We start from the raw sequence: 14848 nt of genomic DNA on the forward strand, positions 1-14848 counted from the left end.
GACTTATAAATTTCCTATTGCTTTTTGTAACTGATAATACTGGAATGAAGCTGCTACTTTTGCTGATGCAAGGTCAAAACGTGCCTGCAGAAGCTGCGAATCTGCATCCAGCAGATCGGTAAGCAGGGCAAGCTGGTTGAAGTATGTATTGTTGACTATCCTGAAATTTTCTGTGGCCTGGCTAATGCTTCTTTGAGCGACCTCAATCCTGGTGACCGCCTCCGTGTATCTGGTATAAGCTTCTTTTACCCGCTGACGCAGCGCATCTTCTTCCTGCCTGTGCATCAGCTCCTGCTGCTCCACCTCAACTGCCGCAGCACTTGCCTGGTGTTTATTATGGTAGGCAGCCGAGATTGGAATGCTGATCCTCAGTCCGGCTTGTCCGATAGCGTAACCGGCGTCGGCGTAAGGGTAAAGCAGTATCTGAGGATACGAGTAGCCATAGCCGGCAAACAGTCCGGCTCGCGGCAATACGTTCGCCTTCACCGCCTTAAGTTTTAGCCTGCTTAATTCCGTTTCCTTTTCCGAAATGCGGAGGTGGTAGGAGTGGCTTCGTGCTTCTGAAAGCAGCTCCTCGTAAGACTTCAGCGGGAAGCCTTCTTCGCTTCCGATGGTATCGGGGCGTATGATGCTCCCTTCCGGCTGACCGAGCAGGATATTCAGCTTCTGGCTGGCCAGGGTGATCCCGTTTTCTGTCTCCAGGAGGTTCATTTTCTGTCTGGACAGGAGGAGCTCCGCTCTCAGTACATCACTTCTCAGTACCACCCCGTTGTGGTGCAGCTCCCGGATCTGCGAAAGCCGTTGAGCCTGTTCCTCAATGTTCTTCCGGAGGAGCTTTCTGAACTCAAAATTACGCTGGAGCTCGAGGTAATAACCTGCTGCTCTGAGACGAACCTCGGCAGCCGTATTGTTCTTGTTCTCCTGTCTGATGTCGCGCGAGAGCTCCTCTTCTGCTATTTTCGTAGACAGCTTTTTGCCGTTGTACAGGTTCAGATATCCTTCCCCCTGCAGCTTAAAGCTGTTGTGTATAACCGGCGGGTACACAGGCTTGCTGAAGAGTCCGTCTTCAAAGATGGGCATGTTGCTCACCCGTGCATACTCTGCTTCGGCTGAAAGTTCGGGCAGGCGCTCTGCTTTTGCATCCTTCAGCTGTTCTTCGTTTTGCCGCAGCTTCAGGTTCTCCAGCTGAAGCGACCTGTTGCCTGTGTCGGCTTTTTTAAAAACCTGGTCCAATGACAGTCTGATTTCCTTCCAGGCCAGTTCTATCTCCTGACCAGAGGCTTTACCTGATGTGAACATGAAAAGTAAAAGGAAAATGATAAACTGTCCGGACCTGTAAGATCCATTCATTTTCATCGTGTACAAAGGTAGATAGGTAAATAATGTTTCCTTTTTTCTAAATTGCCAATTATTTGTTAGATCCAGCCAATGAAAAGCAGCATAAGTCTTGCCGAGCGACTCAGGAAGATTGATGAGAACGAACGTTCTATTTACCTGCAGCATGAGAAACTGGAGCACCGGTTTCCTTTCCACCAGCACAAAAAAGGGCAGCTGACATACCTGGAAGGAGGCATCGCTTTCTTGAACACACGGGATAAAGCTTACTTTTTGCCTGCACGGCACTACATCTGGATACCCGCCGGTCTGGAGCATTTTGTTCAGCACAGGAGCCCCTCTATCACGGTAAGGAATATTTATTTTAGCAGCGAGGATGATGAAGCGCACCCTTTCTTCAGCAAGATGGGCATCTATCCGGTTACCAGTCTCCTCCTTGAGATGATCTTGTTCTCAGGAAGCTGGACAGGCGACATGATGCCCGGCTCTGTGCAGTTTCAGTTCCTCAGCACCCTGAAGCTGATCCTTCCCGAAGTGAGCCGGCATCCTCTCCCCATCGTTCTTCCAACCACCGAAAATGAAAGGATGCGCCCCGTGATCCGCTATATCTATTACCACCTGCACGAGGAGCTCTCCCTGTCTGAGCTGGCCGACAAGTTTGGCATGAGTTCGCGCACCCTTTCACGGCTCTTTCAGTCCACCATGGACATTTCTTTCTTCCAGTATCTGAAGTTGTCAAGGATAGTAAGGTCGATGCAATTCCTTCTGCAGTCGGATAAGAGCATCAGCGAAATTGCATACGAAACGGGCTACAACAGCATATCGGCCTTCAGCAATACATTCTATCAGCTCGTGAACATGCGTCCTTCCGATTTTCAGAAGCTGAGGTCCTGATTTTCTGCACCTTTTCTGCCGCGCTGAACCCCTGAGCCGCTACTTAATCTCCAAATCGCTCAAACTTTTATAACAAAAAAAGGTTGAGTGATGAAGACATCAATTCATATCTATCTATGTTGAACTCTAATGGCAGGAGGAGAGTCGTTATTACAAACGTTTCCCCTCAGATAGAAGGAGGCCAGTATCCTGCAAAGGCAGCCGTTCATGAAACCTTAACAGTGTCGGCTGACATCTTCAGCGACGGACACGATGAGATAGCTGCAAGCGTGCTTTTCAAACACCAGAACGATCAGAAGTGGCAGGAAGTGCCCATGCGGTTTGTGATAAATGACAAATGGGAAGCTCAGATTAAGTCAGGGGAAGTCGGCTTTCATCAGTACAAGGTTCAGGGCTGGGTGGATCACTTTTCTACCTGGCAGAAAGGACTAAATAAGAAATATGAGGCCGGACAGGACGTATCGGTCGAACTGCTGATCGGTGCCGAAATGATTGAGAAAGCGCTTGAGAACGCTGCAGAGGCCGATCGGGCAAACCTTACAGAATGGGCATCGCGCCTGAGGAATCCGGACAGCATTCCCTCGGCGGTCCTTCTGGCTCTGAGTGCCGAAGTCAGCACCGTGATGAAGCCTTATCGCGATGCAGAGCTGGTGACGGTCTATCCGCAGGCGATGCTTTTCGAGGTGGAAAGGAAAAAGGCAGCTTACAGCACCTGGTACGAGCTGTTTCCGCGTTCTGCCGCTGCTGAGCCTGGTAAGCATGGTACTTTTAATGATGTGAAGCGTCTTTTGCCGCGCGTAGCGAAGATGGGCTTTGATGTGCTTTATTTTCCTCCGATCCACCCGATAGGCGAAAAGAACAGAAAGGGAAAGAATAACTCGCTGACTCCTGGTCCTGATGATCCGGGATCTCCCTGGGCCATCGGAAACCGTACAGGCGGACATAAGGCCATTCATCCCGAGCTCGGCACGCTGGCCGACTTCAGGAGCCTGGTGAAGGATGCCAAACAGCTCGGCATCGAGATTGCTATGGACATTGCCTACCAGTGTGCTCCCGACCACCCCTATGTAAAGGAGCACCCGCAATGGTTCAAGTGGCGGCCTGATGGTTCGGTGCAGTACGCTGAGAATCCGCCTAAAAAATATGAAGACATTTTGCCCATCAATTTTGAGACGGAAGACTGGCAGAACCTCTGGACTGAACTGCGCAGCGTGGTGGAGTACTGGATAGAACAGGGCGTAACCGTTTTCAGGATCGACAATCCGCATACCAAGGCCTTCGCATTCTGGGAGTGGATGATCGGCGAAGTGCGCAAGTCCCATCCTGAGATCATTTTTCTCGCCGAAGCCTTCACAAGGCCAAGGCTGATGGAGCGACTCGCAAAAGCCGGCTTTAATCAGTCGTATACCTATTTCACCTGGAGGAACAGCAAGTGGGAACTGGAAGAGTATATGCGGGAGCTGACCAGCACGGAGCTTCGTTATTCCTTCCGCCCGAATTTCTGGCCTAATACGCCCGATATCTTACCTCCGTTCCTCAGCGCGGGAGGTGAGAACGCACATATCCTCCGGCTTATCCTGGCTGCTACACTCTCTTCCAGCTATGGCATTTACGGTCCGGTTTATGAGTTCTGTGTTAACACACCTCATCCCGGTAAGGAGGAATATACAGACAATGAGAAGTACGAGATCAAGTACTGGGATTGGGATAAGTATACCCGCATCAAAGAGATCATCACCAGGGTGAATATCATCAGAAAGCAGAACCCTGCACTTCATACCACTTATAATATTCAGTTTGCCGAAACGAGCAACGATCAGATCATTTGCTACGGAAAGGCTGATCCAGGAAGTGACAACAGGCTGATCATTGCGGTGAACCTCGATCCCCACAATACCCAGGGGGCGCAGGTGCGCATACCGCTCTGGCAGCTGGGAATAAGGCCCGGAACGCCTTATACGGTGACGGATCTCCTGAGTGGCGCCAGGTACCGGTGGCAGGATGAGTGGAATTATGTTCAGCTCAATCCGCATGAAATGCCTGCCCATATTTTCAAAATTGAACAATAATGAATCTAACCTAGTTAAACATGCCCGAAATAGTTAAACAATTGGACGACAGGCTTCACTGGTACAAGGACGCCATTATATATGAGTTGCATATTAAAGCCTTCAAGGACGGCAACTGCGATGGAATCGGCGATTTCAAGGGACTGATGGAGAAGCTTGATTACTTGCAGGACCTGGGCGTTACCGCTATCTGGCTGCTGCCTTTTTACCCATCGCCTTTAAAGGACGACGGGTACGATATTGCCGACTACTATCATATCAACCCTTCCTACGGAGACATCAGGGAGTTTCGCGCCTTCCTGAAGGAAGCACATAAGCGTGATTTGAAAGTGATCACAGAGCTGGTCATTAATCATACTTCTGACCAGCACCCATGGTTTCAGCGGGCGCGAAAGGCGCCTAAAGGCTCGCCTCTGCGAGACTACTACGTGTGGACAGATGACCCGAAACAATACAAGGACGCGCGCATCATTTTTCAGGATTTTGAAGCCTCCAACTGGACCTGGGATCCCGTAGCCAAACAATATTACTGGCATCGATTCTTCTTCCATCAGCCTGATTTAAACTACGATAATCCTCTGGTGCAGGAGGAAGTATTTAAAGTGATCAACTACTGGTGCAAGATGGGTGTAGACGGATTCAGGCTGGATGCTGTGCCGTATCTGTTTGAGCGAGACGGTACGAACTGTGAAAACCTGCCCGAGACGCACGTCTTCCTGAAAAAGCTGAGAAAGTATGTCGACGACAACTTCCCCGGTACTCTTTTACTGGCAGAGGCTAATATGTGGCCGGAGGATTCAGCGGCCTATTTCGGCGACGGCGATGAGTGTCAGATGAACTATCATTTCCCGGTAATGCCGCGAATGTTCATGTCGCTTCAGATGGAGGACCGCTATCCCATTACCGATATATTTGATCAGACTCCCACTATCCCCGAGACCTGTCAGTGGGCCATCTTCCTGCGTAACCATGACGAGCTGACCCTTGAAATGGTGACCGACGAAGAGCGCGATTACATGTACAAAGTCTACGTGAAAGACCCCAAGGCAAGGATTAACCTGGGTATCAGACACAGGCTTGCACCGCTGATGGATAACGACAGGAAGAAGATCGAGCTGCTGAACTCCTTGCTGTTCACCTTGCCCGGAACGCCCGTGCTCTACTATGGCGATGAAATCGGGATGGGAGACAACTTTTACCTGGGTGATCGTGACGGCGTACGCACGCCGATGCAATGGGATGGAGACCGAAACGCGGGTTTCTCCCAGGCCAACCCCCAGCGTCTGTACCTGCCCCTGATCCTTGACCCTCAGTTTCACTACGGATCGGTCAACGTGGAGATCCAGTCGCGAAACACCTCATCACTGCTCTGGTGGACCAAGCGGATCATCAGCATGCGTAAGAAATATAAGGCCTTCAGCCGGGGCGATATGAAGTTTATCGACTCTGAGAATGCTAAAGTACTTTCTTTTGTACGTACCTATGAAGATGAAACAATCCTCGTGGTGGCAAACCTTTCGCGGTTCTCGCAGGCCGTAGAATTGCAGCTGGATGCCTTTGTCGGATTTTCTCCCGTAGAGATCTTCAGTCGCAACCATTTTCCTATAGTGAAGGATCAAAACCCGTATTTTCTGACGCTGGGACCTTATTCCTGTCAGTGCTTCCTTCTTCAGAAGGAGAAAAAGGAGGTTGCCGAGCAGCAAAGCAAGCACATTCTGGAGCTTAAGCGCTGGAAAGATCTGGTAGAAGAAGCAGCGCTTGAAGAGCTGGAGAATGAAATACTGCCCTCGTATCTCATGAAAATGAGATGGTTTGGCGGAAAAGGGAGGGGTCTTGAACGGATCCGCATTATCGACCATGCAAGCATACCGGCCCCCGACAACAACATCCTTATTTTATTGCTGGAGGTCTCCTATCAGAACGGTCTGCCCGACACCTATCAGCTGCCGGTAGCTTTTGGCAGGGGCGATTTTTCCTATCGCATTAAAGATACCTGTCCTCAGTCCGTCATCTCCGGCATCAGGCTCGCCGGCGAGGAAGGTGTATTGTATGACGCGATCTACGGCATTGATCTGCAGCTGGCCGTCATCAATAATATGGGCCACAATCACCGCGTGGCGCTAAGAGGCAGCGAAGTTGAATTTTCTGGGAACAGAATGCTGAAAAAGTACGTGACCGAGCATGATAAGATCAAGCCCCGCGTTCTTTCGGCCGAGCAGAGCAATACGTCGATCACGTATGATAATCTGTTCTTTCTGAAGCTTTACCGCAAAGTCGATTTTGCTATTAATCCAGACCTGGAGATCACTCATTTCCTCACCAAGCACGCCAAATTTGGTCACATACCCGCTTTTGTCGGAGCAATAGAATGGAAGTTTACAAAAGGCACGGTGGTGCTTGGCATGATGCAGGAGATGGTGAAGGCCAACAGCGATGGCTGGGAATATATGCTCGACCGCCTGGACGACTTCAACGACAAGCTTCTGACGCATAGCGACACATCACTTCTCACCAGAGAATTAAAAGGAACGTTACTCGACCCTGTTGCGTACGAAGACGTGCCGTCCGATATTAAGGAACTCCTGGAAGGATCGGTTGCCGAGTCGGCCAGACTGCTGGGTACCCGCACAGGAGAGCTGCACCTTGCTCTGGCTTCAGGCGGAGACCTTGATGCGTTCAGGTCAGAACCTTATTCTTTGCATTACCAGCGTTCCGTTTTTTCATCCTTGCAGTCGCTGGTGAGGGCAACTTTCCAAAGCCTGAGCAGGAACGTGAAACAATTACCCGACAATGTACGGCAGGAAGCTGCAGCTCTTGCCTCCAGCAAAGAAAAGATCCTGAGCGTGCTGAAACGGATTTATAGCCACAAGATAGAGGTGACCAAGATCAGGATCCACGGCGACTACCACCTCGGGCAGGTGCTCTATACAGGGAAAGACTTCATGATTCTCGACTTCGAGGGAGAGCCAGCACGCAGCTATAGCGAGCGCCGGCTGAAGTATTCGCCCCTGAGGGACGTAGCCGGGATGGTTCGTTCATTCCACTACGTAGCCTACGGCAGCCTGTTCCTCGACAACCAGATCCGGCAGGAAGACATCGGAAAGTTGCTGCCCTTCGTAGAGCAATGGTATCATTACATGAGCGGCTTCTTTATGCACGCCTATCTCGAGAAGACCCGGGGTGCCGATTTTATTCCGAACAATAAGGAAGATCTGGGCATTTTGTTACAGACGTTCCTTCTCCAGAAGGCAATTTATGAACTGAATTACGAATTGAACAACCGGCCGACCTGGGTAACGGTACCCATGCAGGGAATCAAATCAATTTTGTCATCAATCAGTTAGTGGTTTTCAGCAAAAGAAGCGGGCTTACAGCTTCTTTTGCTAAACCAATTAAATACAATCAATCGCAAAATTAAATGACAAGTATAAATTTTTCGCTGTTCAGCGATTTTGATATCCAGCTGTTCAAGGCCGGTAAACACTATCATCTGTATAATAAGCTGGGCTCTCATGTCATCCGCCACGAGGGGCAGCAAGGGGTCTACTTTGCCGTGTGGGCACCTAACGCACGCTATGTTTCCGTTGTTGGTAACTTCAACGGCTGGGACCGGCAAAGTCATCCAATGAATGTTCGCTGGGACGGCTCCGGAATATGGGAAGCGTTCTTACCCGGTGTGCCAGACAAGGAGTATTACAAATACTACATCGAGTCGCACAATGGCTATTGCGTGGAAAAGGGAGACCCTTATGCATTTCACTGGGAAACACCACCTCAGACGTCTACCGTAGTGTGGGATATCGACTATACATGGAACGACCAGGCCTGGATCAGCTCGCGCGGCGAAAAGAGGGCGCTGGGAAAGCCCATATCCGTTTATGAGCTCCATCTCGGATCCTGGCGGCGCAAGCATGAGGAGGAGGGCCGGTTTATGACCTATCGGGAGATCGCTGCTGAATTGCCAGCTTATTGCGAATACATGGGATTCACGCATGTGGAGTTTATGCCCGTGATGGAACATCCCTTCTACGGCTCCTGGGGCTATCAGCTTACCGGCTATTACGCTCCTTCGAGCCGTTATGGCACTCCGCAGGACTTTATGTACCTGGTGGATAAACTGCACGAGGCCGGAATTGGTGTGATCCTCGATTGGGTGCCTTCGCATTTTCCGACAGATGAACATGGCCTTGGGTACTTCGATGGCACACACCTCTACGAATACAGTGATCCGCGAAAGGGTTTTCACCCCGACTGGAAGAGCAACATCTTTGACCTGGGGAGAAATGAAGTGCGGGAGTTCCTGATCTCAAATGCGCTCTACTGGCTCGATAAGTACCATATCGACGCGCTAAGAGTGGACGCGGTGGCTTCTATGCTTTATCTCGATTACTCGCGCAAAGAAGGAGAGTGGATCCCCAACCAGTATGGCGGGAGGGAGAACCTGGAAGCGATCAGTTTCCTGCAGGAGTTTAACCAGGCCGTTCACGAGTACTATCCCGACGTCTTTACCGTCGCAGAGGAGTCAACAGCATGGCCTGGGGTCACCAGAAACGTGAATGAAGGAGGATTAGGTTTCGATATGAAGTGGATGATGGGCTGGATGCACGACACCCTCAGCTATTTCGAGACGGAGCCTATCTACCGGAGCTATCACCAGGGACAGCTGACGTTCAGCATCGTGTATGCATTCTCCGAGAAGTTTACGCTGCCTTTGTCACACGATGAGGTGGTGTACGGAAAAGGTTCTATGATCAATAAGATGCCCGGAGACCAATGGCAGAAATTCGCTAACCTCCGTCTTCTTTACGGATACATGTTTGGGCATCCCGGAGCAAAGCTGATCTTCATGGGAGGAGAGTTTGCGCAGGATCATGAGTGGAGACACGATTTCAGCCTCGACTGGCACGAAAACCACCATCCGCTGAACAACGGAGTGCAGAAGCTCCTGAAAGATCTGAACGGACTTTACAAACAGGAGCCGGCGCTTTATCAGAAAAACTTTGATCCTTGCGGATTTGAGTGGATTGACATTGGCGATTCTACCAATAGCGTGATCAGCTGGATCAGAAGGGGTGAGGAAGGCGAAGATGAACTGTTATTCATAGCCAGCTTTACCCCGGTCGTTCGCGAGAACTACAGGATAGGCGTTCCCAGGATGGGCTTCTACCGGGAGGTCCTCAACACCGACAACCTGAAGTACGGAGGCGCCGACGTGCTGAACCATGGAGAGATCGAAACTTATCCGATACCCATGCATGGCAAGCCTCATTCTGTCCCTCTTATGCTGCCGCCACTTGGCCTGGTCGTCCTGAAGTATAGCAGGAGCAATCCGATTATCTGAGGAGAGCTTCCCTGAATAACAGGACAGCACTTCTCCTTATCGGTGCGGCGTTGGGAGATCCTATAAAAAGAAAAGCCTCAGTTCGTCTAGGGACTGAGGCTTTATCAATATTGATGTTAAAGAGGTGTTGCTTCAGCTGATGAGCGCGCACCCTTTTTATTAAAACACAGGAATAGTATATTTAACGGCTTCAAGCTGGTCTTCTTCTCTGCCTTCCATAAACAGCACAACCTTGTACTCATGAAGGTTGTCGTTAAACCCAAGGAACATCCGCCGCAAGCATCGTTGTATAATAGGAGCAAGATGCATGTACAGGTTTTCGCAATAAAGCGGAAACTTGTGTTTTAGCACTTTATCGTAAAAATCGTTCTTGTTGAAATCCGACATGTTTACTGTCAGTATGCCGGCATTAAAAAAACCGTTAATCAGCTCGCTCCTTATTTCCGGGGACAACCTCTCCAGCCATTCTTCTGAAAGTTCTTCAAAGATGGTATTGTTAAGATTGTTACTGATCAGCTGACGGTAAAGATTAAGCATAGTATTTTAATATCCTTTCGTCCCTTGCAACGCAATTATAATTCCCACTCCAGCGAACTCCTTCAAAAAGAACTTTTGTTCCGCAATGGCCTCTGTCATTAAGCAGATAAACATTTTTTAAACAACCTGAAATCATAAATAAAGTTTTAGCAGCTACTCTGTTTAAATTAGTTCTAGTGCTTTCACGAACGGCTCGTCAGTATTATTTAAAGAGCTTCTGACAACAACCATTATACGCTTCTTCTTACAAATATGTTTAATAAATACGGAAAAACTACTTAATATAATTTCTTCGTTTCCCATCAAGAGCTGTTCCTTAAAAGCGTTCCGGGCTTCCCAAACAAGCCTCAAAACGCGAAGGTATAAATTTGAAAATAGATTCAAATAAATCTGATGTCATTAAACAGCACTTTGGTGCCAGTCTAGCTTACCCTTAATGTTCAATGAATGTTTTAATAGCATCAGCTACTTCCTCATGTGCACTTAGGTGGGGAAAATGGCCTTCGGTGTCTATCATAATTAACTGGCTTTTGGCAATATGATTTTTCAGGTAGAGTCCCACATCTTCCGGAACAGCCGGATCACGGGCTGTCTGAAGAATCAGGACGTCATGAACAATTTGGGGTAACAAACTTCTGTAATCACTTTCAAAAATTGCCTGTGCAGCATGAAGAGCAATATCGGGGCGTAATGAGAGTATTGAGTGGGCAATGCCTTCTCTCAGCAACGGCTTGTCTTCATTCCTTGTCACAGTCTTAGAAAAACCATTGGCCCAGTTATAGTAGTTAGATCTGATTTCATGGTACATTTTTGTGAGCTCCTCGGGTTCAAACCCCCCGTGTAACCCGGTGCGTTCAAATACCTGGGTGAACTTCCTATGATAACAAGTTTTGAAAATAACTCCGGATCTTTCGTTGAAGCTATCAGTCCAATCATTCCACTTACTGAATGTCCGGCGTAATAAGTCTTCCGCAGATTTAATGCAGCACAGATCTCAAGAAGATCCTCGGCATAGCCATTTAATGTGCTGTATCGTTCGGTAGTATAATACTCAGGATGGCCCGTTCCTGCCCCCGTATTGTCGTAAAGAATGATTTTGTATTCGTTGGTAAATTTGGCTTTCACGTTGTTCCAGACACTTTGGTCCGTTCCAAATCCATTAGCGAAAATAATCGCTTTAGAACTCCTAAGGTTGCCTTCAATAGAGATATTATTTCTTTTTATAATATTGAGCTCTCTCATTGTTTTAGCTTCTACGTATGTATTAGCTGTAGTGTTACCTTTAAATAACTGTCTGATTGGAATAGTTTAAAGTAGAGCGCGTCACGGCAGTGTAATGCGCCTCAAGTTGCAAAAAAAATGGTATTTGGAAAAATAAAATCGCTGGTCTGCTCCTTTGGTGAATCTTAGGAGCTCGCCGGCTTTTATCCAGTAAAAGTTTTATTCGGTTCCATGATCAACATAAAACTTCAGCCTTTGGAGGTTTCGGACAGCGTCTCCCATAGTGTTGTTGAAGTAACAGTAGACTTGTTTTTGGTTTTCGTTCCAGTCACGAATGTAAGCGGCATACTCATGCAGAAAAGCATCGTCATATGAGCTGCGGTAGTTACCGTCAGGTCCGTGAAATCTTAAGTAGATAAACGGGACCGGAACATCAAACAGAGGTGGCTTTGATGCAGGCATGTCATGCAACACTACTGCTGTCCGGTGATCTTCTAAAATTCTGTAGATATTCTCATTGTACCATGTGCTATTTCTAAATTCAACAGCCACGTCCCAGTCTGAGCTGGCATTACGTTCCCTGATGCTGCCGAGCAGATGAATGAGTGCCGGAATATTTGCCCCCAAAGAGGGAGGAAATTGTACCAGTACCGCGCCCATTCTGTCTCTTGCCTCCGAAATGCTTTCTATAAACCGGATGAGATCTGCCTGGCTGAAAGACATCGCTTTTTCATGCGTGATCGCCTTCCATAATTTAAAAGTAAACCTGAACCCGGGGGCACTTCCTCCGCCCACCTGGCAATCGTCTTTGGTTGCGGTATTTTATAAAATGAGCTGTTGATCTCTACGCTGTTAAACAATGAACCATAATAGGCAAGTCGGCTTCTGTTCTTAAATTCCAGCGGGAAATACTCCTTGTTCTTCACTGGGAGCACAACATTGCTAGTCCCGCAATAAAATGGCACTGGTTGTATTATATCCATATATAGAGAATAACATTTGTGAGCCCAGGTAGTTCAGAATATTCAAGCCGATGATTGTATGAAGGGCCAAGGAGAGGTGGACTGGGATTGAATCGGAGGGGTGTTCGGACTCGTTAACATTGCAGAAGTTCCAAAAAGCTGTCGATGCCACGCACATTTTGAGGAAGGCTGCTGCGCTCCTGCATAGCCACAGACCCTGTGATGTACACAGGCTTATCGGGAAGGGCCCTGGCCAGTGTCGCTGCAAAGAGTTGCAGGTCGATGGGGCTGATGGCGTTGGTCATTCCGGTTACGATCAGGTCCGGATTGCATGTTCTGATCGTTGAATTCAGCGAGTCTAAGGGTACCGATTGTCCGAGGTATATTGTGTGATAACCTCTGCTTCTGAGTGCGTAATTGTAAAATAGGAGGGCCAGCTCGTGGAGCTCATGCTCAGGCAAAAAGAGAAGAGCCTTTTTTCCTGCTTTTTCTTCCCCGGGAGGGAACGCGTCTGTTGCGCTTATCAGTTTCTGCCTGACCATGTTCGAGAAAAAGTGCTCCTGGGCGGGGTTAATGGAACCGGCGTGCCACATGATGCCAATGCGGTCAAAGAAAGGAAAGACGACCTGTATAAAGGCCTGTTCAAAGCCCAGTTGCTTTTCCATCGCCCGAAAGGTTCGGTTGAATACCAGCTCGTTTATTTCAATAAGACTAAGCAGCAGGTTGTCAGACCAGTTCTCCTGTCTGGTCTCTTCCGAAAGGATGCTCTGTACCTGTTCGCTAATGTCACTGGTCGTCATGCCCGAGATGGCGGAGATCTTCAGTCCGTGGCGACTAAGAAGGCTGACATTGAGAAGGAGTTTAAGGTGCTCGTTGGTATAGAACCGGATGTTGGTGGACGTGCGGAGAGGTGAAATCAGATTGTACCGCTTTTCCCATATACGGATAGTATGGGCCTTTATGCCCGAGATCCTTTCAAGATCCCTGATGGAATAGGTCTCCGTTGTGTCCATGCTTTCCTGCTTCCGCCTTTAAATATTCGTGTCTTCGATGTATGATAAACTGATTCCGGTCCAAGAGGTTTTACCCTCGTTCCAAGGCCCGCTTTATGTACTGGTTTAAAACAAATCTCTGTTATTTTGTTTAATTTTTCTATGTATAAGGTTAAACAAAATATCTAAATTGCAATTTAAATATAATCGGCTTATTTTGTTAAACGCAATCAGGCAGGAATGAAAGAACTTTTTGATAAGGTAAGTGCACGCTGCAGCAAGTTAACGACGAGGGCATACAGTACTTCGTTTTCTCTCGGAATTCAGTTTCTTGCGAAGGAGCTCCATGCTCCCATATACGGTATTTACGGATTTGTTCGCTTTGCCGACGAGATTGTCGATTCTTTTCATGCGTATCCTAAGGAGGAGCTGCTGAGCGACTTCCGAAAACAAACTTACGCCGCAATAGAGGCAGGAATAAGCCTCAATCCCATCTTAAACAGCTTTCAGCATGCGGTGAGAAAGTACAATATCCAGATGGATCTCATCGACACCTTTCTGGATAGCATGGAGATGGACCTGAAAGATCAGGCGTACTCCCATAGCCTGTACGAGCAGTATATCTTAGGTTCTGCGGAAGTGGTAGGACTGATGTGTCTCCGCGTTTTCTGCAATAACGATCATGCCCTCTATGAGTCGCTGAAATATCCGGCGATGAAGCTTGGAGCTGCATTTCAAAAAGTGAATTTCCTGCGCGACATCAAGGCCGACACCCAGGATTTGGGGCGGTCGTATTTTCCATCTGTCAACCCCCATAGTTTTAACGCAGCTGATAAGGCGAAAATAGAAGCGGAGATAGAGGCCGACTTTGCTGATGCTGTTGAGGGGATCAGGCGATTGCCGCGGAGCGCAAGGAAAGGTGTATACCTGGCATACGCGTACTATCGCGTTTTGTTCAATAAAATAAAGAGAGTGCCGCCGGGAAAGATCATGACCGAGCGGGTGAGGGTATCAAACAGCCATAAGCTGGGCATTATGCTTCATACCATGGTACTTGCAAAAGTCTGAAAAATTTGGATCGTATGCATTTTAGTTCTACCTTTGCACCCTAATTAACAGATGGTTTAACGCTTTGATACTATTCAGGTAATGTATTTAAGTAAAGAAAAAAGGCAGAAATTTTTGCCAAACACGGCAAAGGCGCAACCGATACAGGTTCAGCTGAAGGCCAGGTAGCATTATTCACAACTCGTATTGCTCACTTAACCGGGCACTTGAAGAAGAACAAGAAAGATTTTTCAACTCAGTTAGCTCTTCAAAAGTTAGTAGGTAAACGCAGGGCTTTGTTAGCTTATTTATATAAGAAAGACATCGCAAGATATCGTGCTATTATTAAAGCTTTAGAATTAAGAGATATCATCAAATAATTCTTTTGAAAAAAATAAAAAGCCATCTCGTAAGGGGATGGCTTTTTTATTTTAATTTAGCAAACAAAAA

The 14848-nt window shown here is 47.9% G+C and carries 10 protein-coding genes and 2 pseudogenes; 6 read left to right on the forward strand and 6 right to left on the reverse strand.

Annotated features, from left to right (window positions below; translation table 11 throughout):
* Positions 1 to 3 precede the first annotated feature (3 nt).
* Positions 4 to 1350, reverse strand: a complete 1347-nt coding sequence (locus ACES2C_RS15205) for a TolC family protein (RefSeq protein WP_374163933.1) — start codon at positions 1348 to 1350, stop codon at positions 4 to 6.
* Positions 1351 to 1428: 78 nt separating this feature from the next.
* Here ACES2C_RS15205 and ACES2C_RS15210 point away from each other — a divergent pair, with 78 nt between their 5' ends.
* From ACES2C_RS15210 to glgB, 4 genes are all read left to right on the forward strand, one after another.
* Complete coding sequence (locus ACES2C_RS15210; protein ID WP_374163934.1) at positions 1429 to 2229, forward strand: helix-turn-helix domain-containing protein; 801 nt, start codon at positions 1429 to 1431, stop codon at positions 2227 to 2229.
* 116 nt (positions 2230 to 2345) lie between these two features.
* The gene (locus tag ACES2C_RS15215; protein ID WP_374163935.1) at positions 2346 to 4298 is read left to right on the forward strand and encodes an alpha-1,4-glucan--maltose-1-phosphate maltosyltransferase; all 1953 of its coding nucleotides are present in this window, start codon (positions 2346 to 2348) and stop codon (positions 4296 to 4298) included.
* Between the two features lie 20 nt (positions 4299 to 4318).
* Positions 4319 to 7642, forward strand: coding sequence for a maltose alpha-D-glucosyltransferase (treS, locus tag ACES2C_RS15220; RefSeq protein ID WP_374163936.1), 3324 nt, complete (start codon positions 4319 to 4321; stop codon positions 7640 to 7642).
* 74 nt (positions 7643 to 7716) lie between these two features.
* Positions 7717 to 9639 carry a 1,4-alpha-glucan branching protein GlgB gene (gene glgB / locus ACES2C_RS15225; protein ID WP_374163937.1) on the forward strand — a complete coding sequence of 641 codons (1923 nt, stop codon included), beginning with the start codon at positions 7717 to 7719 and terminating at the stop codon, positions 9637 to 9639.
* Between the two features lie 159 nt (positions 9640 to 9798).
* Here the strand turns inward: glgB and ACES2C_RS15230 are convergent, their stop codons facing one another.
* From ACES2C_RS15230 to ACES2C_RS15250, 5 genes and pseudogenes are all read right to left on the reverse strand, one after another.
* Positions 9799 to 10176 carry a hypothetical protein gene (locus ACES2C_RS15230; RefSeq protein WP_374163938.1) on the reverse strand — a complete coding sequence of 126 codons (378 nt, stop codon included), beginning with the start codon at positions 10174 to 10176 and terminating at the stop codon, positions 9799 to 9801.
* Positions 10177 to 10609: 433 nt separating this feature from the next.
* Positions 10610 to 10927: an alpha/beta fold hydrolase gene (locus tag ACES2C_RS15235; RefSeq protein ID WP_374163939.1), complete on the reverse strand. Its 318-nt coding sequence runs from the start codon at positions 10925 to 10927 to the stop codon at positions 10610 to 10612.
* Positions 10924 to 11418: an alpha/beta fold hydrolase gene (locus ACES2C_RS15240; RefSeq protein ID WP_374163940.1), complete on the reverse strand. Its 495-nt coding sequence runs from the start codon at positions 11416 to 11418 to the stop codon at positions 10924 to 10926. Before ACES2C_RS15240 ends, ACES2C_RS15235 begins: the two co-directional genes overlap by 4 nt.
* A gap of 198 nt (positions 11419 to 11616) precedes the next feature.
* Positions 11617 to 12380, reverse strand: a pseudogene (locus tag ACES2C_RS15245) (DUF72 domain-containing protein).
* A gap of 113 nt (positions 12381 to 12493) precedes the next feature.
* A complete protein-coding gene (locus tag ACES2C_RS15250; protein ID WP_374163941.1) occupies positions 12494 to 13372 on the reverse strand; it encodes a MerR family transcriptional regulator in 879 nt (292 codons plus the stop codon).
* A 219-nt stretch (positions 13373 to 13591) separates the two neighbouring features.
* On the opposite strand from ACES2C_RS15250, the gene ACES2C_RS15255 reads away from it, so the two are divergent.
* Together ACES2C_RS15255 and rpsO are read left to right on the forward strand one after the other, a co-directional pair.
* Positions 13592 to 14419, forward strand: a complete 828-nt coding sequence (locus tag ACES2C_RS15255; protein WP_374163942.1) for a phytoene/squalene synthase family protein — start codon at positions 13592 to 13594, stop codon at positions 14417 to 14419.
* An 81-nt stretch (positions 14420 to 14500) separates the two neighbouring features.
* Positions 14501 to 14778 (forward strand): annotated as a pseudogene (gene rpsO, locus ACES2C_RS15260) (30S ribosomal protein S15).
* The last annotated feature ends 70 nt before the right edge of the window (positions 14779 to 14848 follow it).

The sequence above is a fragment of the Arcticibacter sp. MXS-1 genome (assembly GCF_041902385.1).
Classification (GTDB): Bacteria; Bacteroidota; Bacteroidia; order Sphingobacteriales; family Sphingobacteriaceae; genus Arcticibacter.